Annotated in this window: 26 protein-coding genes and 1 pseudogene; all 27 read left to right on the top strand. The window is 42.2% G+C overall.

Annotated features, from left to right (window positions below; genetic code table 11):
• The first annotated feature begins 318 nt into the window (after positions 1-318).
• Entirely contained in the window at positions 319-753 is a 435-nt protein-coding gene (locus tag BKO01S_RS22835; protein WP_066059989.1) for a fimbrillin family protein, read from the top strand.
• Positions 754-914: 161 nt separating this feature from the next.
• Positions 915-1,988: a peptide chain release factor 1 gene (gene prfA, locus BKO01S_RS22830; protein WP_066059988.1), complete on the top strand. Its 1,074-nt coding sequence runs from the start codon at positions 915-917 to the stop codon at positions 1,986-1,988.
• Positions 1,981-2,841: a peptide chain release factor N(5)-glutamine methyltransferase gene (gene prmC / locus BKO01S_RS22825; protein ID WP_066059987.1), complete on the top strand. Its 861-nt coding sequence runs from the start codon at positions 1,981-1,983 to the stop codon at positions 2,839-2,841. The genes prfA and prmC overlap by 8 nt, the downstream gene beginning before the upstream one ends.
• Positions 2,842-3,097: 256 nt before the next feature.
• On the top strand, positions 3,098-3,772 hold the full coding sequence (gene spoIIR / locus BKO01S_RS22820; protein WP_066059986.1) for a stage II sporulation protein R: 675 nt from the start codon (positions 3,098-3,100) through the stop codon (positions 3,770-3,772).
• 140 nt (positions 3,773-3,912) lie between these two features.
• Positions 3,913-4,350, top strand: a complete 438-nt coding sequence (locus BKO01S_RS22815; protein WP_232311304.1) for a GNAT family N-acetyltransferase — start codon at positions 3,913-3,915, stop codon at positions 4,348-4,350.
• 132 nt (positions 4,351-4,482) lie between these two features.
• Positions 4,483-5,523: an L-threonylcarbamoyladenylate synthase gene (locus tag BKO01S_RS22810; protein WP_066059991.1), complete on the top strand. Its 1,041-nt coding sequence runs from the start codon at positions 4,483-4,485 to the stop codon at positions 5,521-5,523.
• Between the two features lie 69 nt (positions 5,524-5,592).
• Complete coding sequence (locus BKO01S_RS22805; RefSeq protein WP_066059984.1) at positions 5,593-6,147, top strand: manganese efflux pump MntP; 555 nt, start codon at positions 5,593-5,595, stop codon at positions 6,145-6,147.
• Positions 6,148-6,265: 118 nt separating this feature from the next.
• Positions 6,266-6,697, top strand: a complete 432-nt coding sequence (locus BKO01S_RS22800) for a low molecular weight protein arginine phosphatase (RefSeq protein WP_066059983.1) — start codon at positions 6,266-6,268, stop codon at positions 6,695-6,697.
• A 22-nt stretch (positions 6,698-6,719) separates the two neighbouring features.
• Entirely contained in the window at positions 6,720-8,015 is a 1,296-nt protein-coding gene (locus tag BKO01S_RS22795) for a methyl-accepting chemotaxis protein (protein ID WP_066059982.1), read from the top strand.
• 114 nt (positions 8,016-8,129) lie between these two features.
• Positions 8,130-8,573 carry a ribose 5-phosphate isomerase B gene (gene rpiB, locus BKO01S_RS22790; protein WP_066059981.1) on the top strand — a complete coding sequence of 148 codons (444 nt, stop codon included), beginning with the start codon at positions 8,130-8,132 and terminating at the stop codon, positions 8,571-8,573.
• 18 nt (positions 8,574-8,591) lie between these two features.
• Entirely contained in the window at positions 8,592-9,167 is a 576-nt protein-coding gene (locus tag BKO01S_RS22785; protein WP_066059980.1) for a TIGR01440 family protein, read from the top strand.
• Positions 9,168-9,349: 182 nt separating this feature from the next.
• Positions 9,350-10,597, top strand: coding sequence for a serine hydroxymethyltransferase (glyA, locus tag BKO01S_RS22780; RefSeq protein WP_066059979.1), 1,248 nt, complete (start codon positions 9,350-9,352; stop codon positions 10,595-10,597).
• A gap of 153 nt (positions 10,598-10,750) precedes the next feature.
• Complete coding sequence (gene upp, locus BKO01S_RS22775; RefSeq protein ID WP_066059978.1) at positions 10,751-11,380, top strand: uracil phosphoribosyltransferase; 630 nt, start codon at positions 10,751-10,753, stop codon at positions 11,378-11,380.
• 129 nt (positions 11,381-11,509) lie between these two features.
• A complete protein-coding gene (locus BKO01S_RS22770) occupies positions 11,510-13,744 on the top strand; it encodes a S8 family serine peptidase (protein ID WP_084362191.1) in 2,235 nt (744 codons plus the stop codon).
• Positions 13,745-14,024: 280 nt separating this feature from the next.
• Complete coding sequence (locus BKO01S_RS22765) at positions 14,025-14,252, top strand: AtpZ/AtpI family protein (RefSeq protein ID WP_066059977.1); 228 nt, start codon at positions 14,025-14,027, stop codon at positions 14,250-14,252.
• Positions 14,252-14,626, top strand: a complete 375-nt coding sequence (locus tag BKO01S_RS22760) for an ATP synthase subunit I (protein WP_066059976.1) — start codon at positions 14,252-14,254, stop codon at positions 14,624-14,626. Before BKO01S_RS22765 ends, BKO01S_RS22760 begins: the two co-directional genes overlap by 1 nt.
• Positions 14,627-14,647: 21 nt before the next feature.
• Positions 14,648-15,358 (top strand): F0F1 ATP synthase subunit A, encoded by a 711-nt coding sequence (gene atpB, locus BKO01S_RS22755; protein ID WP_066059975.1) that lies wholly within the window; start codon positions 14,648-14,650, stop codon positions 15,356-15,358.
• 69 nt (positions 15,359-15,427) lie between these two features.
• Complete coding sequence (gene atpE, locus BKO01S_RS22750) at positions 15,428-15,640, top strand: F0F1 ATP synthase subunit C (RefSeq protein ID WP_066059974.1); 213 nt, start codon at positions 15,428-15,430, stop codon at positions 15,638-15,640.
• Between the two features lie 130 nt (positions 15,641-15,770).
• Complete coding sequence (locus BKO01S_RS22745) at positions 15,771-16,292, top strand: F0F1 ATP synthase subunit B (RefSeq protein WP_066059973.1); 522 nt, start codon at positions 15,771-15,773, stop codon at positions 16,290-16,292.
• Entirely contained in the window at positions 16,289-16,825 is a 537-nt protein-coding gene (locus BKO01S_RS22740) for a F0F1 ATP synthase subunit delta (protein WP_066059972.1), read from the top strand. Before BKO01S_RS22745 ends, BKO01S_RS22740 begins: the two co-directional genes overlap by 4 nt.
• Positions 16,826-16,849: 24 nt before the next feature.
• Positions 16,850-18,358: a F0F1 ATP synthase subunit alpha gene (gene atpA, locus BKO01S_RS22735; RefSeq protein ID WP_066059971.1), complete on the top strand. Its 1,509-nt coding sequence runs from the start codon at positions 16,850-16,852 to the stop codon at positions 18,356-18,358.
• Positions 18,359-18,434: 76 nt separating this feature from the next.
• Positions 18,435-19,292 (top strand): F0F1 ATP synthase subunit gamma, encoded by an 858-nt coding sequence (locus BKO01S_RS22730; protein WP_066059970.1) that lies wholly within the window; start codon positions 18,435-18,437, stop codon positions 19,290-19,292.
• Positions 19,293-19,473: 181 nt separating this feature from the next.
• Positions 19,474-20,895: a F0F1 ATP synthase subunit beta gene (gene atpD / locus BKO01S_RS22725; protein ID WP_066059969.1), complete on the top strand. Its 1,422-nt coding sequence runs from the start codon at positions 19,474-19,476 to the stop codon at positions 20,893-20,895.
• Between the two features lie 22 nt (positions 20,896-20,917).
• Positions 20,918-21,322, top strand: a complete 405-nt coding sequence (locus BKO01S_RS22720; protein WP_066059968.1) for a F0F1 ATP synthase subunit epsilon — start codon at positions 20,918-20,920, stop codon at positions 21,320-21,322.
• A 600-nt stretch (positions 21,323-21,922) separates the two neighbouring features.
• A complete protein-coding gene (locus tag BKO01S_RS22710; protein ID WP_066059966.1) occupies positions 21,923-22,297 on the top strand; it encodes an NADH-quinone oxidoreductase subunit A in 375 nt (124 codons plus the stop codon).
• Entirely contained in the window at positions 22,288-22,800 is a 513-nt protein-coding gene (locus BKO01S_RS22705) for a NuoB/complex I 20 kDa subunit family protein (protein ID WP_066059965.1), read from the top strand. The genes BKO01S_RS22710 and BKO01S_RS22705 overlap by 10 nt, the downstream gene beginning before the upstream one ends.
• Before the next feature lie 3 nt (positions 22,801-22,803).
• Positions 22,804-23,183, top strand: a pseudogene (locus BKO01S_RS22700) (NADH-quinone oxidoreductase subunit C); the annotation flags it as partial.

Raw genomic sequence — 23,183 nt, 5'->3', positions numbered from 1 at the left:
TAATGCCCGTTGGAGTGAAGATGGGGTAGAAATGGTAAGAGAGAAGGAGTCTCGATGCCCGTTGGAGTGAAGATGAGGGTGGGATGGTAAGAGAGAAGTACTCTCAATGCCCGTTGGAGCGAAGATGAGGACGGGATGGTAAGAGAGAAGGCGTCTCAATGCCCATTGGAGCGAAGATGAGGTGGAAATGGTAAAAGAGAAGCACTCTCAATGTCCATTAAAGCAACAATTTTAAAAAACGGTAAGACAACAACCGGAAATAATTAACGAGAGTAATTTTGTCACTACTTGCAACACTATCCATAGGAGGTGTTGACAGTGAAAAAGTGGCTTTTTATTCTATTGTCTATTTTTGTTTTAGCAGCTTGTAACAATAATCCAAAGGGGCTGTATGATCAGCAGGAGGATCGTGCCGGAAGGTCATTTGTTGCGAATAAAGATACGGGACAAGATAATACTCAAGAACGAGGATGGCAAAGAGGCGATCAAAATCCCAATTTTTTAAATACGGATGGTGGGCGTGTTGATCACGATGGCTTTATTGATAAAGCGAGAAACACGGTGAACGCGACCGATGAGTTTGAGGCAGGATCGATTTGGGTGAATGGAAATCGTTTGTGGGTGACTGCTTACAAGAAGGGGCAGATGTCACGGCAGGAGCGAGTGGATGCAGAAGCACGGTTACACAAGCAACTCGTAAAAGCGATCCCACGTTATGAAATCGAAGTACAGGTAAAAGAAGATCGTTCCTAACATGTCCCCAAAGGGCATGTTATTTTTTTCTATTGCAATGATGGTTTTGACGGGGTGTTTCACCTATACTATAATAGAAATGTTAAGCATTTATAGATTTGGTTTATGAACGGAATAAATAGCGTGTAAAAGCGCGTGACTAATATAAGAGGTGAAGGACTTTGTTTGATCGTCTTCAATCAGTAGAGGATCGCTATGAAAGGCTGAATGAGCTTTTAAGTGACCCAGAGATCGTTAATGATTCAAAAAAATTACGTGAATATTCGAAGGAGCAGTCTGATATATCTGCAACTGTCGAAGCCTATCGTGAGTATAAAGATGTGAAAGAGCAGCTTCAAGACGCAAAAGCGATGCTGGAAGAAAAGTTAGATGCAGACATGCGTGAAATGGTAAAAGAAGAGCTTGGTGAATTAGAAGACCGCATGGAGGAACTTCAAGCACGTCTGCGTATCTTGCTAATTCCGAAGGACCCGAACGATGATAAAAACGTTATTATGGAAATCCGTGGAGCTGCTGGTGGAGATGAAGCCGCTTTATTTGCGGGTGACCTGTACCGTATGTATTCTAGATATGCAGAATCACAAGGGTGGAAAACGGAAGTAATGGATGCGAATACGACGGGTGTTGGTGGCTACAAGGAAATCATTTTTATGATTAACGGGACGAGTGCTTTCTCGAAGCTCAAGTTCGAAAACGGAGCTCATCGTGTACAACGTGTTCCTGAAACAGAATCAGGCGGACGTATTCATACGTCAACGGCAACGGTTGCTGTTTTACCGGAAGCAGAAGAACTAGAAGTTGAAATTCATGATAAAGATATTCGTACAGATACCTTTGCTTCAAGTGGTGCAGGCGGACAATCGGTTAATACAACGATGTCAGCCGTTCGTTTAACACATATTCCAACAGGTGTGGTAGTTTCGTGTCAAGACGAGAAATCACAGATTAAAAACAAGGAAAAAGCAATGAAGGTACTTCGAGCCCGAGTGTACGACAAATTCCAACGTGAAGCACAAGCAGAGTACGATCAAGTTCGTAAATCTGCAGTTGGAACCGGTGACCGTTCGGAACGTATCCGTACGTATAACTTCCCGCAAAACCGTGTGACTGACCACCGCATTGGCTTGACTATTCAAAAGCTTGATCAAATTCTCCAAGGAAAAATTGATGAAGTAATTGAAGCGTTAATTATGGAAGAACAATCAAGAAAGCTAGAAGAAGCGTCTAATGAGTAAAAAAGTATTCGAAGCCCTCGCTTGGGCTTCTTCTTTTTTAAAGGAACATGGTCGTGACGAAAATGCGGGGGAATTATTGCTTCGACATTATATGAACAAGTCACGTTCAAGCCTTCTGGCAAGTCTACATGATGTGGTCGAGGACGACATGTGGAAGTCATTTGTTGAATCGGTGAAAAAGCATGGGGAAGGAATTCCTATTCAATATATGATGGGTTATGAAGAGTTTTACGGTCGTCGATTTTCCGTCAATCAAGAGGTATTGATTCCAAGACCGGAAACGGAAGAGTTGGTATACGGTTCATTGGAACGGATAAAGAGATTATTCGGCGAGGACTCAGTTTCGCTTGTTGATATCGGTACGGGCAGTGGAGCAATAGCGATTACGATGAAATTAGAGCGACCAACTTTGGATGTAACAGCAACCGATATTGCGGATACTTCCCTGGCGGTTGCTCGAAAAAATGCTAATCAACTGAGAGCTGAGGTTGAATTTTTACAAGGAGACTTGCTTTTACCATTTATAGAGTCTGGTACAAAGTTTGATATTGTACTCTCGAATCCTCCATATATTCCGGTTGGAGACGAGAAGGGGATGTCGGTAGTTGTGACAGAGCACGAACCGCATCGGGCCTTATTTGCAGGAGAAGACGGACTAGACTTATATCGTCGCTTTATGAACGAACTTCCCCATGTGGTAAAAGACAAAGCATTAGTTGGATTTGAAATAGGTGCCGGGCAGTCTGAAGCAGTTAGCGGAATGCTAAAAGAGGCATTTCCTAATTCACTTGTTCAGGTTGTGTATGACATAAACGGCAAAGATCGTATGGTTTTTGCAGAAATAGGCTTTTGATTTAAGATGATGGCTTAAATGGTGTTGATTAAATAACTGTTTAAGTCATTTTTTTATGGTTCTATTAAAACACTTTATTGATTGGAGCGGAGGGTGGCGACTCCAGCGGGAAAAGCGGCTCGGCCCCGCCCGCGGAAAGCGTCCACCCGTAGCGCAAATCAAACCAAACTGCGTTTCTATTATTTTTTTCAATTTACTAGTTTAAGATGAACACATCTTGTCCACACTGTTGATAGTGAAGGGATGGTGCTAGTAAATGAAAACAAACACACTTGCGAAATTATATATTATTATATTATCCATAGGAACATTATTAAGCTTATACATACCAAAAAATGAAGTAACAGCCAACGAAGCGATTGTGATCCCAAATGAGGCGATTCGATTACGAATTCTAGCAAACAGTGATTTAGAAGTAGACCAAGAACTTAAGCGTGAGGTTCGAGATGAAGTAAATGCAGCCATTACAGAATGGGTAGCAGAGCTAACGTCAGTAGAAGCAGCACGCGACTTGATTCAATCGCGTTTACCAGAGATTAAGGCAATTGCGGAAGAAGTTCTTGAAAAGAATGGAGCCAACCAAAGCGTAAAAACAGATTTCGGAAAAGTAGAGTTCCCAACAAAATTATATGGTGAGTTTTTGTATCCTGCTGGTGAGTATGAAGCGGTCTTGATTACATTAGGAGAAGGAAAAGGAGCAAACTGGTGGTGCGTCCTATTCCCACCACTATGCTTCCTAGACTTTTCAAATTCTGTTGCAGTCAAAGAAGGCGTTGATGAGCAAGAAGAGAAGAAAGGTAAAGCGGAGGAAGTCAAAGTAGAGAGCCAATCAGATAATAAAGAGCCAGTCTTTGTAGAAGAGAACAAGGATGAACAGGAAGTCGAAGTGAAGTTTTTCCTAGTAGAGCTTTTTGATAAAATCTTTTCATAAGGAATGGGGTGCAGCCGTTGTGGTTGCATCTTTTTTTGTGGAGTAAAGTGAAAAAATCCCCATAAATCTAGTTCTACTTTTTCTACCTTTTCATATTCATAGAGTAACAAGAAAAAATAGAGGTGATTTGGGTGGAAACAATGGTTCGTTGTGCACAAGTAGAGGATATTAGTAAACTAGTAAACTTTTTAGAAAAAGCAAACTTGGGGACAGATGGGGTGAAAGAAGCGGTTGATTATTTTCTTCTATTAGAAGATGATGCTGGAAATATACAAGCGACACTGGGAATCGAACCTCATGGACCAGTCGGCTTGTTACGGTCCTTAGCGATCACATCCAGTGCTAGTGAGAAGGAATTGCTGTTAATTTTTGAACAAATGCTCCTACTAGCAAAGGAAAAACAGATGCAATCACTATATTTAGCCACAAACAAAAAGGGATCTGTCCAATTTTTCGAGATGATGGGTTTTCAACAGGTAGAAAAGAAAGCGTTACATGAAAAAATATTCGAGTCTGCTCACGTGCAACATATCTTAACTGTGGATAACTCACTATTCATGGAGTTGAAACTGGATTAATCCACAAAGTTATCCACAAAATAGCAAATGTTATACACAATTTGTGGATAACACTTGAGTTATACACCATCTTCTTTTATACTTTCTTACGTATTACAAGAAAAATAGGGAGAAATACTGAAGGTGGAAAACATACAAACAAAGCTATGGTCAGTGGATAAAAATGTGGATAATCCAAAAAACTATCCACAAATTGCACAGGCTGCATTACTTTTAAGAGAAAATGAAGTGGTTGCATTCCCTACGGAGACGGTCTATGGACTCGGAGGAAATGCCCATTCTGATAAAGCGATTCACAAAATTTATGAAGCAAAGGGACGTCCGAGCGATAATCCACTAATTATTCACATTGCTGACAGGAATCAACTGAATGAATTTGTTACTCAGATTCCGGACAAAGCAACTAAGCTGATGGATGAGTTTTGGCCAGGCCCACTCACGATCATCTTTGAAAAAAAGCCGTCTGAATTGTCACATGTGGCAACAGCGGGTTTATCCACAGTGGCAGTAAGGATGCCGAGTCATCCAGTTGCTCTCGCGGTGATTAAAGAAGCGGGAGTCCCGATTGCGGCTCCAAGTGCAAATAGTTCAGGAAAACCAAGTCCAACGAAAGCGGCTCATGTTTTGGAGGACTTGAATGGGAAAATTGCTGGTATAGTGGACGCCGGAGCGACAGGAGTGGGAGTGGAATCAACGGTTCTTGATTGCACAGAGGAGATTCCGATTATTTTACGACCGGGTGGAGTGACAAAGGACGAGCTTGAGCGAGTAATTGGAGAGGTTCGAGTGGATCCAGCTCTTAAGGATCAAAACGAAGCACCAAAGTCACCGGGCATGAAGTATCGTCATTACGCCCCCAAATCACCTCTTTTTTTAGTCAAAGGAGACCGTGACAAGCTTCAGCAATTGGTTGAAAAAGAGAGAAGTGAAGGTCGAAAGGTTGGAGTATTAACGACCACAGAGAATGAAGGTTTTTATCATGCAGACGAAGTGATAGCGTGTGGGACACGGGAAGACCTTGCTACTGTGGCAAGCTCTTTATACGATGTATTACGCTCGTTTGACCAAAGAGAGGTAGACATTATTTTTAGTGAAATGTTTCCTTCCGCTGGAGTGGGAGAAGCAATTATGAACCGGTTGTTGAAGGCAGCTGGAAACCAGATGATTGAATAATTCATTTTCCCATTCTAAACCCTTTTGGACGTGCATATGCTGAATTAGCAAGTCCAAGGGGGCGGAAGTATGTCATCAATGGTTGGAGAATTGATCACACTAATAATAATGGCATTTGCATTAGGAATGGATGCATTTTCAGTCGGCTTGGGAATGGGAATGTTCAGACTGGGCCTGAGGCAAATCCTTAAAATTGGAATTACCATAGGATTATTCCATATTTGGATGCCGTTATTAGGAATGATTGCAGGGAGATTTTTGTCCGAGCAGTTCGGTGCTTTCGCTGCTTATTGCGGTGGAGGACTTTTGATTGTATTAGGTTTGCAAATGCTCTGGTCATGCTTTAGGGAAGACGACAGTTCTTTTATAACACCAGTAGGTTTTGGTTTGCTTGTATTTGCACTAAGTGTAAGTCTTGATAGCTTTTCAGTCGGATTAACACTAGGTATTTATGGTGCGAAAACCTTTCTCGTTCTAACTTGCTTCGGAATAGGTGCGACCATTTTAACTTGGTTAGGTCTTCTTATAGGACGTAAAGTTCAAGGGTGGCTTGGAACATACAGCGAAGCATTAGGAGGCACGATTCTACTTGCCTTTGGGATTAAATTATTGCTACCATTCTAATACAATAAAACCGATAGTAAAAAGGTGTTTTCTTAATGAAAATGCCTTTTTGCGTTAGAAATCGGACTTTAGTAATAAGGATAAATGTCATATAATGAAGATGGAGGAGATTTACATTATGATAAATGTTTTGTTTGTATGTACAGGGAACACATGTAGAAGTCCGATGGCTGAGGCTATTTTAAAAAGTAAAAATATAGCTGGTGTAGAAGTTCGCTCTTCAGGTGTATTTGCTATGAATGGAAGCGATGCCTCACCACATGCGAAACAAGTGCTAGAAGATCAACAAATGAAGCATGATCATCAATCCTCTTTATTAACGGAACAGCAGGTAGAGTGGGCCACATATATTTTAACGATGACGTCAGGTCATAAAGCGAATATTGTCGCTACATTCCCATCAGCTAAAACGAAAACTTTTACATTAAAGGAGTTTGCTGGTGGATCTGGTGATGTGGGTGATCCTTATGGTGGATCCCTGTCTGTGTATCAAAAAACATTCGAAGAGCTGAAACTATTAATTGAAAAAAGCTTACATAAATTATCGTAATACAACCAGGGGGATACGCTTTATGGGGGAAAAGAAGTCATTTAAGTTTGGGCTTAGAAAAAAGCTTGTTTTATTTACAACCATCTTAGCTGCGATTACGTATACAACAAGTGCATTGTTTATCGACGTGTTATTTCCGATGATTCAGGACTTCGTTGGGATGAACAAAGCGGGATTTTCGATCTTAACGTATCTATTAGGTGTCATATGGTCTGGGATTTTAGCATACCTAGCGGCCGGTTTTCTTATTAAGCCTCTACTGAAACTAGAACGTGTTACATTAAAAGCAGCGCATGGGGATATTGGTGAGGATGTTGAGATATCCAAATCAGATGATGAAATTCGCTCATTAGGTGTAGCATTTAATCATATGCTGTTTAATTTACGTGACATGGTACAGACGATTGATGACAACTTTAAGCAAACGAATGAAAAGGTCATTGCCATTTCTAAAGAAAGTGCCATGGCAGCTGAAAGAGCAGATATAATCGATCGAACAATCAATGAAATCTCGCTTGGAGCAGAAAATTCTGCCGCTGCGACTCAAGACTCAGCAAGCTCGATTGATGAAGTAACACATATAGCGGAAGAGGTTCAATCGACAGCGCAGCAATCTAAACAGATTTCCAATGCAATGGTGGAAGAGCTTGATCAATCAAAAAAAGTGATTTATTCCCTAGTATCAGGTATCCAAACACTTGCTGAGGATAATAAGCAGTCTCTTGTCTCGGTAAAAAAACTAGAAGAAAATGCGTCACAAGTAGAACAAATTATCCAGCTTGTTGGGGATATGGCTGCCCAGACCAATTTATTAGCTTTAAATGCATCGATTGAAGCGGCTAGAGCAGGTGAACATGGAAAAGGATTTGCGGTTGTAGCAGACGAGGTTCGTAAGCTTGCCGATGAAAGTGCGAAAGCAGTACAAGGTATTTCCGAGCTGATTCAAAATATACAAGATGAAGTACGTAATGTCGTAGTTAAAATTTCGAACCAGGTAGAAACTGCACTTGGACAAGCTGAAAAGGGCCATGCTACCAACCAAGCGATTGAAGAAATGACAAAAACAGTTGTACAAATGGCTTCCGCAATTGAAAAAATTTCTACACTTGTCGACCGACAAATGGAAGGGATTCAGCATACAGCCACACAATCACAAGAGGTTGCGGCAATAGCAGAGGAAACGTCAGCGGGAGCAACAGAGGTAGCGACAGCTATTGGGCAGCAAACAGAAGTCATCGAAAACGTTGAGCTTCTTGCGCAAGAATTAAATGATCAAGCGGCTAAGCTTAAAGGAACGATTACTAGATTTAAGATATAACAGACAAGGACCTTGCAAACGGATGCAAGGTCTTTATTTTTTAGACCATAAGCTTTATCTTTACATGCGGATATGTCAAAATAAAAGTAGTTTTTACATATGGGAGGCGTAACAATGAAGGTAGCAATTGCATCTGATCACGGTGGCGTAAATATTCGAGAAGAAATTAAAAGTCTTATGGATGAAATTGGCATTCAGTATGATGATTTTGGCTGTGAATGTGATACATCAGTCGATTATCCAGATTTTGCTTTGCCAGTTGCGCAAAAGGTTGCAAACGGGGAATACGATCGCGGTATTCTAATTTGTGGTACAGGAATTGGAATGAGCATTGCTGCAAATAAAGTGAACGGCATTCGCTGTGCGCTTGTGCATGATGTGTTTAGTGCAAAGGCCACTCGTCAGCATAACGACAGCAATATGCTAGCGATGGGTGAAAGAGTTATTGGGCCTGGGCTTGCGCGTGAAGTGGCACTTGCGTGGCTTGAAACGGAATTTGAAGGCGGCAGACATGCCAATCGAATTGGGAAAATAAGTGACTACGAGAAAAGCAAGTAAGCAAATGGAGGGGTACAAATGACAAGTGATTTGTCCATTTGGAAAAACCAGCTGCAAACGATTTTAACAGATTTTTTAGAGCAAGTGGTGTTAACTGACAAGCATGTCCTTGTCATTGGCTGTAGCACGAGTGAGGTGATGGGCAAGAAAATTGGTACAGCGGGTACAAATGAAGTGGCCGAGCTAATTTTCTCAAGCCTTCGTGAATTCAGTCAACAAACAGGAGTTGCTCTTGCTTTTCAGTGCTGTGAGCATTTAAATCGTGCCCTTGTTATTGAACGAGCAACTGCTGACCTAAAGGGTTGGGAGGAAGTGTCCGTTGTTCCAGTGAGACAAGCTGGGGGAGCAATGGCTACCTATGCTTATAACCATTTCTTTGACCCGGTGGTTGTTGAGTTTATCCAAGCGGATGCAGGGATTGATATTGGTGACACGTTTATTGGAATGCATGTAAAGCACGTAGCCGTTCCGGTTCGAGCGTCGATTTCTGAGCTTGGAAGTGCGCATGTAACGTTGGCTCGTACACGTCCAAAGTTAATTGGAGGAGCACGAGCTATATACGAACGTTCTAAACAGAATGAGTCTTGTTCATAAAGCTTTTGCAGATTTTGCAGGGGCTTTTTTCTTTCGAATAGCGAAAAATGTTGGAAAAAGGCGAAAATAACGCTTTCAAAAATATTTTTTTCGTGCCTGTCATGTTAAGGTTGTGTTAATATAAAGTAGGAATTTTCAAAACTGCTATATAAATTAGTTTTTAACATACAAGGGGGATTACGATGAAGCATTTAGCACAGCAAGATGCACAAGTTTTTCAAGCCATTCAGGACGAATTAGGACGTCAAAGAACAAAGATTGAATTAATTGCATCAGAGAACTTTGTAAGTGAAGCGGTAATGGAAGCACAGGGATCGGTATTAACAAACAAATATGCAGAAGGCTACCCAGGCAAGCGTTACTACGGTGGTTGTGAGCATGTTGATGTAGCTGAAGACATTGCTCGTGACCGTGCAAAGGAAATCTTCGGTGCTGAGCATGTAAACGTACAACCTCACTCAGGTGCTCAAGCGAATATGGCAGTTTACTTTACGGCTCTTGAGCAAGGCGACACTGTGTTAGGGATGAACCTTTCTCACGGTGGTCACTTAACACACGGAAGCCCAGTTAACTTCAGTGGTGTTCAATACAACTTCGTAGAATACGGAGTGGACGAGCAAACACAAATGATCGACTATGATATCGTTCGTGCGAAAGCATTAGAGCATAAGCCGAAGATGATCGTAGCTGGTGCGAGTGCATACCCTCGTGCAATCGATTTTAAAAGGTTCAGAGAAATCGCTGATGAAGTGGGCGCATACTTAATGGTAGATATGGCTCATATCGCTGGTTTAGTAGCAGCTGGTCTACACCAAAATCCAGTACCATACGCTGATTTCGTAACAACAACGACACATAAAACTCTACGTGGACCTCGTGGTGGAATGATTCTTACTAGTGAGGAATGGGGTAAGAAAATCGACAAGTCGATCTTCCCTGGAATTCAAGGTGGTCCATTAATGCACGTGATCGCTGCTAAAGCAGTTGCTTTCGGAGAAGCGTTACAAGACAGCTTCAAAGAGTATGCAGCAAACATCATTTCAAATGCAAAGGCATTAGCTGAAGGCTTACAAAAAGAAGGAATCAATCTAGTATCTGGTGGAACAGACAACCACCTTCTATTAATTGATGTTCGTTCTTTAGGTTTAACTGGTAAAGTGGCTGAGCATGTACTTGATGAAGTAGGAATTACGGTGAACAAGAACACAATTCCATTTGACCCTGCAAGCCCATTTGTAACAAGTGGTATCCGTATCGGTACAGCAGCTGTTACTTCTCGTGGATTTGCTGCTGCAGAAATGGAAGAAATCGCAAGTATCATTAGCTTTACACTGAAAAACCATGAAGATGAAGCAAAGCTAGCAGAAGCAAGAGAGCGCGTATCTGCATTAACTAGCCGCTTTACTTTATATCCAGAAAGACAAATATAATTTTTTGACCTGCCAGCCTTGTTTTTGAGGCTGGCTTTTTGTTATGTCTCAGAATTGTTAAAACCAATTTCTGTTCGAGGTTGCCCACGGGAAGTTTTTTCTGTAAAATTAGACGAAGTGTTTATGAATCGAGTAGAAAAGGAGAGATGCTAGATGGCAAAGGTATATGTGTTTGATCATCCCCTCATACAGCATAAGCTTACATACATCCGCGAAAAAAATACAGGAACAAAGGACTTCCGTGAGCTAGTAGATGAAGTGGCAACATTAATGGCATTCGAAATTACTCGTGACATGCCGTTAGAGGAAATTGAAATTGAAACACCAGTAAGTCTGATGAAATCTAATGTGTTATCTGGGAAAAAACTAGGGATTGTCCCTATTCTACGTGCGGGAATCGGAATGGTAGATGGAATCTTAAAGCTTATCCCTGCAGCAAAGGTTGGGCATATCGGTCTGTATCGTGACCCTGAAACATTAATGCCGGTTGAGTACTATGTTAAGTTACCAAGCGACGTAGAAGAACGCGACTTTATCGTAGTTGATCCTATGCTTGCAACAGGTGGTTCAGCGATTGAAGCGATTCACTCATTGAAAAAGCGCGGCGCGAAGAATATTAAATTCATGTGCTTAATTGCAGCTCCTGAAGGCGTGGACGCTCTTAAAGAAGCACACCCAGATGTAGACATCTACATCGCAGCACTAGACGAAAAATTAAACGACCACGGCTACATCGTCCCTGGACTAGGTGACGCTGGTGACCGTTTGTTTGGAACAAAGTAAGAGATGAGGCTAACCGCTGGGAGCGGTTAGCCTTTTTTAACCCTCCGGCACAAATCTATCATTCCCCTACGCATAACTCACCACCGACTGACAAAACATAGTAAAAAACTTCGGAGGTGCTAACACAAGGTGAAACTTAGAATCCTCTCTCTTTTAACAGCCGTAGTATTCTTATTTGTTTGCACTCCAACCATATTAGCAAAAACGCTCATCCACCCGCCCATTCCTGAGGAAGACCCAACAATTGAAAAAATAGCAATTGTTACATTGCCGGCAAAAGCGGATGAACACCAAATTAAAGACCTTATCAAACCATACCCAGACCTCGAGCTCCGTTATATTTTCACTGAGGCCCTTTATGGGTTTTCCGTTAAAGGAACAAAGCGGTCATTAGATAAGCTCGCGGAAACGACTAAGATCGAGTCGGTGTCCCCTGTTAGTACATACAGCGTCCAAAAGGAAACAAATACCGAAATTATTGGTGCAGAAACGATAAGAGGTTATTTTGACCCGAAAAATCAAAGGCTTACAGGAAAAGGAATCACAGTGGGGGTCATAGATACAGGAATCGACTACAATCATCCTGACTTAAGAAAAAGCTATAAAAGAGGCTATGATCTCGTTGATATTGATGATGATCCGATGGAAACGAAAGGAATGTATGGCCAAAGTACGCTTCATGGGACGCATGTGGCAGGTATCATTGCAGCTAACGGAAAGATCCAAGGAGTGGCGCCGGACGCAAAAATTATTGCTTATCGTGCGCTAGGTCCAGGTGGGTCCGGTACAACTGAACAGGTTCTAGCAGCGATTGACAAAGCGATTAAAGATAAGGTAGATATCCTGAACTTATCATTAGGAAATAACGTGAATGGTCCGGATTTACCGATTTCTCTTGCTTTAAACAAAGCGGTGGAAAACGGAATTACGGCGGTAACTTCATCTGGTAACTCTGGACCGAATATGTGGACGGTTGGTTCGCCAGGGACGGCTTCAAGAGCCATATCCGTAGGTGCTTCTACACCAATTTTAAAAGTACCTTATCTCACCATCGATGGAAAAGAGGATAAATTAAGACTTGAACCAATGCAGGGCTCCGTTGATTGGAAGCTAGATAGGTCGTATGAAGTGGTATACGCGAAGCTTGGAAAAAAAGAAGACCTCACCCATGTTGCGGGGAAAATTGCCCTAATCCAGCGGGGGGGGCTGACATTTTCAGAAAAAGCATGGAATGCCCAGCAGGCGGGAGCTGTCGCTGTGATTATTTTTAACAATATGAATGGAGAGTTTGTTGGGAATTTAGATCGCCCAATAGAGATCCCGGTCGCGGCCATGCCAAAGCAGCTAGGTGTTGAAATCGTTCAATCAATGGCTACCAAAAAAATTCTCGCTAAAACAAATATAATAGAAGAAAAGGATTTGCTTGCTAGTTTTAGCTCGAGAGGCCCCGTTACTGCCACTTGGGAGATTAAGCCGGATGTCGTAGCACCGGGAGTAGCAATAACGAGTACCATACCAGGGGGTTACTTAGCCCTTCAGGGAACAAGTATGGCAGCGCCACATGTGGCAGGAGCAGCCGCTCTTATTAAACAGGCACATCCTGATTGGGGACCTGAAGATATCAAGGCTGCTCTTATGAACACAGCCATCCCGATTGTGGATGGAAAAAAAGTCCCCTATAAAACATATGAACAAGGAGCTGGAAGAATTAGAATTCCAGAGGCTATCGAAACCAGCACACTTGTAAAGCCTGCTTCCCTTCAATTTGGAAAGTTCAAATTAGTAGAAAGGCAACATGAGCACTCACAGCAGCTGACGATCAAGAATGTAAGTGATCAGAAAACTACCTATCGATTTGAGGTTCCTCATCATAGTGATGGAATACAGTTCGAGTTGCCTTTATCTTTCTCAGTCGATCCCGGAAAAGAAAAGACGGTTAACATTACGATGAGTGTGGACCCAAAGGAACTGAATAAAAAAATTCATGAAGGTCATTTATCGATCATGGCTGGTTCTCAAAAGGTGAGCGTTCCCTATCTGTACGTATTGGAGGAACCAAACTACCCACGCATTATGGGGTTCGAGTTTGGCCCAGGGGACAAGCAAGGTGTGTACCATTACGAAGTGTACTTGCCGGGAGGGGCAGATGAATTCGGAATTGCCCTCTTTGACCCCGACACGTACCGGTTCGTAAAATTTTTAGATTGGAAACGGAATGTGGGGAGAGGGATGCTGAAGATGGACATACCGATCAATCAATTGCCAGAAAATGGATTATACTTAGCAAAGGTTTTTGCGAAAAAAGCAGGGAAAGAAGATATGGTTGAAACAGGAATAGCTGTCTCAAAAGTGAGAGAGCAATAAGGAATAAACGGAGCGAGAACAACTCTCGCTCCGTTTGCAATAGGAAAATTAAAAACTTTTTGAACATAATGTGAACAACAAATTTAGTTGTTTGAATTGTGAACTTTTTCACTGCAAACCGATTGACATTGACAAGTGCCTATTGTATGCTTACAAAGGGTATTAATGATAGGGTTTTCAATGTGGGTACTGTATAAATATAGCTTTCCTAAGCCGCTTTAAATCCATAGTGAATAACCAAGTTCTATCTACCAGTCTCTTTAAAAAGGACGTGCCTGAAATGAATCAAAAAAACCGTCGTCCATACCAAGCAATGGCATTAATGTCGGGGATTCTTTCGCAGTTGGTAGGCTCCGTATTAATAGGCATTTTTGCCGGAAGATGGCTTGACCGAACACTAGAAACCGAGCCGCTTTTTTTAATTATCGGACTACTCCTCGGATTAGCTGCTGGCGTATATGCTATGATTAGGCTAATTCAACATTTCTTTTCAGGAGATAATAAGTGATGCCCGAAATACAATCAATCTACATCCGGCAACGAAAGTACATATTTTTCTTACTAGCTTTATACGTTTTAGGGTGGGGATTTACCTCATATCAAACTATTTTTTTAGGGCTTATTTTAGGTACGAGCTTAAGCCTTTTTAATTTGTGGTTATTGGCCAGAAGGACTATTAAATTCGGCGACGCGATAGCAAAAGGCGAAAAGGTCCGATCCCTTGGCATGTTTTCAAGAATGGCGACAGCTGTTTTAGCGGTGATGATCGCCCTTGAATATCCTGACAAGCTCCATCTTTATAGCGTAATTATTGGATTAATGACCTCATATGTGGTTATTATGATAGATTTTTTTCTTCAAGCATTTCATTCACATAAATAGCGGGGAAGAGAGGTGAATACTGTGCATCATGAAGCTCCTTTAAGAGAATTTATGGGCCTAACCTTTAACTTATCAAATGTGCTGATGATAACAATTGCAAGTTTGATTGTATTTATCATCGCAGTACTTTCCACTCGTTCATTGGCTATGAAACCTACGGGGATACAAAACTTCTTCGAATGGGTAATGGATTTCGTCAAAGGAATCATTAATAGTACGATGGATTGGAAAGACGGTGGAAGATTCCATATTCTAGGTATTACATTGATTATGTATATTTTCGTATGTAATATGCTTGGACTTCCATTTGGAATTACGTATGACGGAACATTGTGGTGGAAATCACCAACAGCTGATCCAGTGATCACACTGACGTTAGCAACAATGGTCGTTGGGCTTTCTCACTATTATGGTGTAAAGCTGAAGGGAGTAAAAGAATACGGTCGCGATTTCGTTCGACCAATGTGGTTCTTGTTCCCGCTGAAACTTATTGAAGAGTTTGCAAACACTTTAACACTCGGGCTTCGTCTTTACGGTAACATTTATGCAGGGGAAATCCTTCTAACGTTACTAGCAGGAAGTCTAGCAACTGGAGTCGGCGGCCATCTCGCTGCGGTCATTCCAATGCTTGCTTGGCAAGGGTTCTCAATCTTTGTCGGCGCGATTCAGGCGTTTATCTTCACCATGTTAACAATGGTTTACTTGGCACACAAAGTGAGTCATGACCATTAATATATACCCGTTCATTTAATGAACAAAAAATAAAAAATTAGCTTATACATTTTAAGGAGGAACTTTATAATGGGTCTTTTAGCAGCAGCAATTGCAATTGGTTTAGCGGCACTAGGTGCAGGTATTGGTAACGGTCTTATCGTATCTAAAACAGTTGAGGGTATCGCTCGTCAACCAGAAGCTCGTGGTATGCTTCAAACAACTATGTTCATCGGGGTAGCGTTAGTAGAAGCGGTTCCGATCATCGGCGTAGTTATCGCGTTCATGGTTATCGGCGGCTAATATACGGTTTTTTAACAAAACAATGGCGAAGAACATATTACGTGCAGCTTCGCCATTCCTTTATGTTCATCTATTAACATTTGTAACGATAGAAATGTAAGTGTACGACTCTTGAAGGGAGTGAGCAAGGGTGTTAACAAGCAGTCTAGTATTAGGTGCAGCTGGTGGTGGCTTTAATAGTGGAGATATCCTTTTCCAATTAGTAACATTCATCATCTTGTTAGCATTACTTAAGAAGTTTGCATGGGGTCCACTAATGGGCATCATGAAACAACGTGAAGAGCATATTGCTGGTGAAATTAGCGCTGCTGAACAAAGCCGCGGTGAAGCGAAGCAATTACTAGAAGAGCAACGTACGCTTTTAAAAGAAGCTCGTACTGAAGCTCAAGGATTAATTGAAAATGCAAAAAAGCAAGGCGATGTACAGCGTGAAGAAATTATGGCGTTAGCGCGTGCGGAAGCAGACCGTCTAAAAGAATCTGCTAAGCTTGAAATCGAACAGCAAAAAGAGCAAGCGGTTGCTGCTATTCGTGAACAAGTAGCTTCATTATCTGTACTTATTGCTTCTAAAGTAATTGAAAAAGAACTAACAGCAGCAGATCAAGAGAAGCTAATCAATGAATATATCCAAGAGGCAGGAGAAGGGCGATGAGCAACTCGACTGTAGCGAAGCGCTATGCGTTAGCTCTTTTTCGACTAGCAAAAGAGCATCAACTTCTTGACCAAATGGAAAATGAAATGCGTGTAGTTAAAAATGTAGTAAAAAATAACGGCGACCTGGGTGTTGTCTTAAAGTCTCCTAAGCTTACGAATGAGAAGAAAAAGGAGATTATTAAACAGGCATTCTCTGGTGCTAGCGTGTACGTTCTAAATACGTTAATGATCTTAATTGATCGTCATCGTGAAGACTACATCGAAGCAGTAGCTGATTATTTTATTGAGTTTGCAAATGATGAAAGAGGAATTGCTGAGGCGAAAGTGTACTCCACTCGTCCTCTAACTGAAGCTGAGCAACAAGCATTATCTGCTACGTTTGCTGCTAAAGTTGGGAAGCAATCTCTCCGTATTGAAAATATTGTTGATACCAATCTGCTCGGCGGCATCAAGCTTCGAATCGGAAACCGAATTTTCGACGGTAGCTTGCGCGGAAAGCTTGAGCGCTTGGAACGTCAATTGTTAGGCTAAGATTCGTAGATAGGGGTGAAACTCATGAGCATCAATGCTGAAGAAATTAGTGCGCTGATAAAACAGCAAATCGAAAACTATCAGTCGGAAATTCAAGTGAGTGATGTAGGTACTGTTATCCAAATTGGTGACGGAATTGCTCGTGCTCATGGTCTTGACAATGTAATGTCAGGTGAGCTAGTTGAATTTTCGAACGGCGTTATGGGTATGGCGCAAAACCTAGAAGAAAATAACGTTGGTATTATCATCCTTGGACCTTTCACTGATATTCGTGAAGGTGACGAGGTTCGTCGTACAGGACGTATCATGGAGGTTCCAGTTGGTGAAGAGCTAATTGGCCGCGTGGTAAATCCACTTGGACAACCGGTTGACGGTATGGGTCCAATTCAAACAACAAAATCTCGTCCAATTGAAGCTGGAGCACCTGGTGTTATGGATCGTAAATCCGTACACGAGCCACTTCAAACGGGTATTAAAGCGATTGACGCTCTTGTGCCAATCGGTCGTGGTCAACGTGAGTTAATCATCGGAGACCGTCAAACAGGTAAAACATCTGTTGCTATCGATACCATCCTTAACCAAAAGGATCAAAACATGGTATGTATCTATGTAGCCATCGGACAAAAGGAATCAACGGTTCGTAACGCAGTTGAAACCCTTCGTAAAATGGGCGCATTAGAGTACACAATCGTTGTAACAGCTTCTGCATCTCAACCAGCTCCATTATTATACTTAGCTCCTTATGCTGGTGTAACAATGGGTGAAGAGTTCATGTACAATGGCAAGCACGTGCTAGTAGTATACGATGATCTTTCTAAGCAAGCTGCGGCTTACCGTGAATTATCATTATTACTACGTCGTCCTCCAGGTCGTGAAGCATATCCAGGGGATGTATTCTACCTACACAGCCGTCTATTAGAGCGTGCTGCAAAGCTTAGCGATGCAAAGGGTGCTGGTTCAATCACAGCTCTTCCATTCATCGAAACTCAAGCAGGTGACGTATCTGCTTATATTCCAACAAACGTAATTTCGATTACGGACGGACAAATCTTCTTACAATCTGACCTATTCTTCTCTGGCGTACGTCCAGCGATCAACGCAGGTCTTTCTGTATCACGTGTAGGGGGCTCTGCCCAAATCAAAGCGATGAAAAAGGTTGCAGGTACACTGCGTCTTGACCTTGCTTCATACCGTGAGCTAGAAGCATTTGCTCAGTTCGGATCTGACTTAGATAAAGCAACACAAGCAAAGCTTAACCGTGGAGCTCGTACTGTTGAAGTTCTTAAACAAGATCTTAACAAGCCGTTAAAAGTAGAGAAGCAAGTAATGATTCTTTACGCATTAACTAGAGGTCATTTAGATGATATTCCGGTAACGGATATCCAGCGTTTCGAAGGTGAGTTCTTATCTTGGTTAGACCACAACCGCAAGGACGTGCTTGACCAAATCGTAACTACAAAAGACCTTCCAGCTGACGACGTATTAGTTTCAGCAATTAACGACTTCAAAAAGACGTTTGCTGTTAGCGAGTAATTAATGAATGGGAAGAGGAAGACCGGTTCTTCCTCTTTCCCAAGTGTTCACTTTGAAAACAAGGTGGTGAGAATCTGTGGCATCATTACGCGATATAAAATCTCGTATTACTTCGACGAAGAAGACGAGCCAAATTACAAAAGCCATGCAAATGGTATCTGCTGCAAAGATGAATCGTGCGGAAATGAACGCGAAAGCTTTCGTTCCTTACATGACGAAGATTCAAGAGGTTACTGCTTCGATCGCACAAGGAAGTAAGGGCGTGCAAAACCCATTGCTTACAAGCCGTCCGGTAAAAAAGACTGGGTATGTAGTCATTTCTTCTGACCGTGGTCTTGCGGGTGCATACAACAGTAACGTTCTAAGGCAGCTATTTAATACAATTAAAAGCCGTCACAAATCAAACGACGAGTTTGCGATTATCGCAATCGGACGTGTTGCTCGTGACTTTTTTAAGAAACGCAATATGCCGGTTATTCTGGACATCATTGGAGTTCCAGATCAACCAAGCTTCGCTGAAATAAAAGATATCGCATCAAAGACCGTTGGTATGTTTGCTGATGAGACGTTTGATGAGTTATTCCTATATTACACCCACTACGTAAGTGCGATTCAACTGGATGTAACGGAGAAGAAGCTTCTTCCTCTAACTGATATTAAATCAGAAGGGAAACTTACATCTTACGAGTTTGAACCATCTGCGGAGGAAATTCTTGATGTCCTATTGCCACAGTACGCGGAAAGCCTAATTTATGGGGCTCTTCTTGACAGTAAAGCAAGTGAGCATGCTGCAAGGATGACTGCTATGAAGAATGCAACAGACAACGCAAATGATCTAATCAGCAACCTAAGCCTTGTCTACAACCGTGCACGTCAAGCGGCAATTACACAAGAAATTACTGAGATTGTTGGTGGAGCAGCGGCACTAGAGTAGTACTTAAACCAATCTTTTATAAAAAATAGATTATAGAAGTTAGAGAATTGTCTAGCTTCAGTGCCTAACCCCTCGAGTCACAAGTCAATCCTTTTCGGAGGTCAGGACCTCCTGCAAGGCTCGCCTTGTGCTGGTCGGGGTTGAACGAGGCACTTACGCATTTCTATTAGGAGGGAACACAATGACTAAAGGACGCGTTCTTCAAGTTATGGGTCCGGTTGTTGACGTAAAGTTCGAAAGCGGTCATCTACCACAGATCTATAATGCACTTAAAATTGTAAACAACGCGCAGAGCGAATCTGAAGTTGATATCAACTTAACCCTTGAAGTTGCCCTTCACTTAGGTGACGATACAGTTCGTACTATCGCAATGGCTTCTACTGACGGATTAACTCGTGGAATCGAAGTAGAAGACACTGGTGCTGCTATCTCTGTACCAGTTGGTGATGTAACACTTGGACGTGTATTTAACGTACTTGGTGAGGCAATCGACTTAAACGAGGATATTCCTGCTAGTGCTCGTCGCGACTCTATTCATAGAGAAGCACCAAAATTCGAGCAACTTTCTACACAAGTAGAAATTCTTGAAACAGGTATCAAAGTAGTAGACTTACTTGCTCCATATATTAAAGGTGGAAAAATCGGTCTATTCGGTGGTGCCGGTGTAGGTAAAACAGTTCTTATCCAGGAGTTAATCAACAACATCGCTCAAGAGCACGGCGGTATCTCTGTATTCGCAGGTGTTGGTGAGCGTACACGTGAAGGTAATGACCTTTACCACGAAATGACTGACTCTGGAGTTATTAAGAAAACAGCGATGGTATTCGGACAAATGAACGAGCCGCCTGGAGCACGTATGCGTGTTGCTCTTACGGGTCTGACAATGGCTGAATTCTTCCGTGATGATCAAGGACAAGACGTTCTTTTCTTCATGGATAACATCTTCCGTTTCACACAAGCAGGTTCTGAGGTTTCTGCCCTATTAGGTCGTATGCCATCAGCGGTAGGTTACCAACCAACTCTTGCTACTGAAATGGGTAGACTGCAAGAACGTATCACATCTACTAATGTAGGTTCTGTTACATCTATCCAAGCGATTTATGTACCTGCCGATGACTATACGGATCCGGCTCCAGCTACAACATTCGCTCACTTAGATGCAACAACTAACCTTGAGCGTAAGCTTTCTGAGATGGGTATTTACCCAGCGGTGGATCCACTTGCTTCGACTTCTCGTGCATTGTCACCTGAAATCGTTGGAGAAGAGCACTACTCAGTAGCTCGTCAAGTACAATCAACATTACAACGTTATAAAGAACTACAAGATATCATCGCAATCTTAGGTATGGATGAGCTATCTGACGAAGATAAGCTTATCGTAGGTCGTGCGCGTCGTATCCAGTTCTTCTTATCACAAAACTTCCACGTGGCTGAACAGTTCACGGGACAACCAGGTTCTTACGTTCCTGTTAAAGAAACGGTGAAAGGCTTCAAGGAAATCCTAGAAGGTAAGTATGACCATCTTCCAGAAGATGCATTCCGTCTTGTAGGTAGAATTGAAGAAGTAATCGAATCAGCAAAGAAAATGGGCGTAGAGGTCTAAATTAGGACCAGGAGGGTAAAAAATGAAGACGATCAAAGTCAGTGTTGTTACTCCCGATGGCCCGGTGTATGAATCAGAGGTGGAAATGGTAAGCACAAAAGCTCAAAGTGGTGAGCTAGGTATTTTACCAGGACACATTCCAATGGTTGCACCGTTACAAATTGGATCTGTTCGTTTGAAGAACGGCGCCAAAACAGAATACGTAGCAGTGAGTGGCGGTCTTTTAGAAGTGCGCCCAGACCAAGTATCAATCTTGGCTCAATCTGCGGAAGTATCTGATAGCATCGACGTCGAACGCGCACTACGTGCAAAACAGCGTGCAGAAGAACGCCTGCGCGAGCAACAACGTGCACACGTAGACTTCAAGCGTGCCGAAATGGCATTGCAACGTGCCATCAACCGTATCTCTATTGCGGAGAAGCGATAATACAACAAACCAACCCCCTTGGGCGATCTATAGCCAGATCGCTCGAGGGGGTTTTTTATGTTTTATTTCTTGCTGAGCGGGAAAAGGTTGTGTGCATGGAGAAAATTACTATGAGGGAAACGAGTGGGGCTCAGTACTATAGGGTGCTGGAAAAGGTCTACATGGTAACAGAGGAGGCGATTCAGTGCCCATATAGCAGGAAAAAGAATGCGAACGGTAACTGAGGGATCAGCTCAATGCCTTGGACCCGTGAAAAACCCCTGTATGGTAATTGAAACAATGCAAACAGCAAAAGACCACCAACCACCATCAAATAGAGCTACAAAATCGCCAGCAAAACTATCATTCATGAAAAAACAGCAAAATTTTTATATTTTCAAAATATTATTGACTATTCTCACAGACAAACACCTCTTTTTACCATTTAATAGAATAAAGATTATTATTTCACATACTATATCCACGAGGTAAAAGAAAAACGTTTTTAGAAATTCCAATAAAAGTATTTGGCTTGTCGACACAAATTTGTAACAGTGTTATAATGAATTCGGTTACATAATTAAATGTTTAGAAAATTATAAGACATTGGAGGGGATGGACATGGAGCTGTTAAATGTATATCAGAATAACTATCTGATTGTCTTTGTATTTCTATGTCTAGGTGTTTTATTACCTGTGGTTGCGCTGTTTCTAGGGAAACTATTGCGCCCGTATAAGCCTTATGATGCGAAGTACACCACATACGAAAGCGGAATTGAACCATTTCACGATTCAAGAGTGCAGTTCAATGTCCGCTATTATATTTTTGCTCTAATGTTTGTAATCTTTGATGTAGAAACCGTGTTTCTTTACCCGTGGGCAGTAGCTTATGAGAAACTCGGTATCTTTGCATTGATTGAAATGCTTATTTTCGTATTAATGTTGCTTGTAGGGCTCGTCTATGCTTGGAAGAAGAAGGTGTTAAAATGGACTTAAAACTAGAAAATATTTCACCAGAAGAATTGGAAGAGTTAAAGAGAAATGTATTTTTAACGACACTGGAACAAATTAAAGCATGGGCACGAAGCAATTCATTGTGGCCAATGACGTTCGGGCTTGCTTGTTGTGCGATCGAAATGATGGGTGTAGGTTCTTCACACTATGACCTTGACCGATTCGGATCGTTTTTTCGTACGTCACCACGTCAGTCGGATGTCATGATTGTATCGGGTACCGTTACGAAGAAAATGGCACCAATTGTCCGCCGACTTTACGATCAAATGCCTGAGCCTAAGTGGGTAATCGCTATGGGATCTTGTGCTACAGCAGGTGGACCTTATGTGAAATCGTACGCGGTGGTAAAGGGAGTTGACCAAATCGTACCGGTCGATGTGTATATCCCAGGCTGCCCGCCTAACCCAGCAGCACTGATCTATGGAATAAATAAATTAAGGGAAAAAATTCGCTATGAGGCTAAGACTGGGAAGAGGGTGATCTAATCCATGAGTGGGGAAAAGGACCTGGAACAGTTAAAGAAGGAAGCAGCAGAAAAAGCGAAAGCTGCTGCACTTGCGAAAATGAAAGCGAAGGAAGCCGGAACAGTAGCCTCTGACAATCCAATGACGGAAGAGGAAAAGGCCAAGGCGAAGGCTGCAGCAGCTGCCAAGGCAAAAGCAGCAGCGTTAGCGAAAATGAAGGAAAAAGAGCAAGCTGAGGAAGAATCATCTAGCTCGAACGATACCGATATAGCAAAACAAAAAGCTGCCGCCGCTGCAAAAGCCAAAGCAGCAGCAGCCGCAAAAGCAAAGGCAGCTGCACTAGCGAAACAGCAGGGCGGAGCGGAAGAAGCGCCAGCAGGAGACGACGAAAAAGCGAAGGCCAT

This window comes from Robertmurraya korlensis NBRC 107688, from assembly GCF_001591645.1.
Classification (GTDB): domain Bacteria; phylum Bacillota; class Bacilli; order Bacillales; family Cytobacillaceae; genus Robertmurraya_A.
The sequence above is the reverse complement of the archived record's forward strand: the minus strand, read 5'-3'. Positions and strand labels throughout refer to the sequence as shown.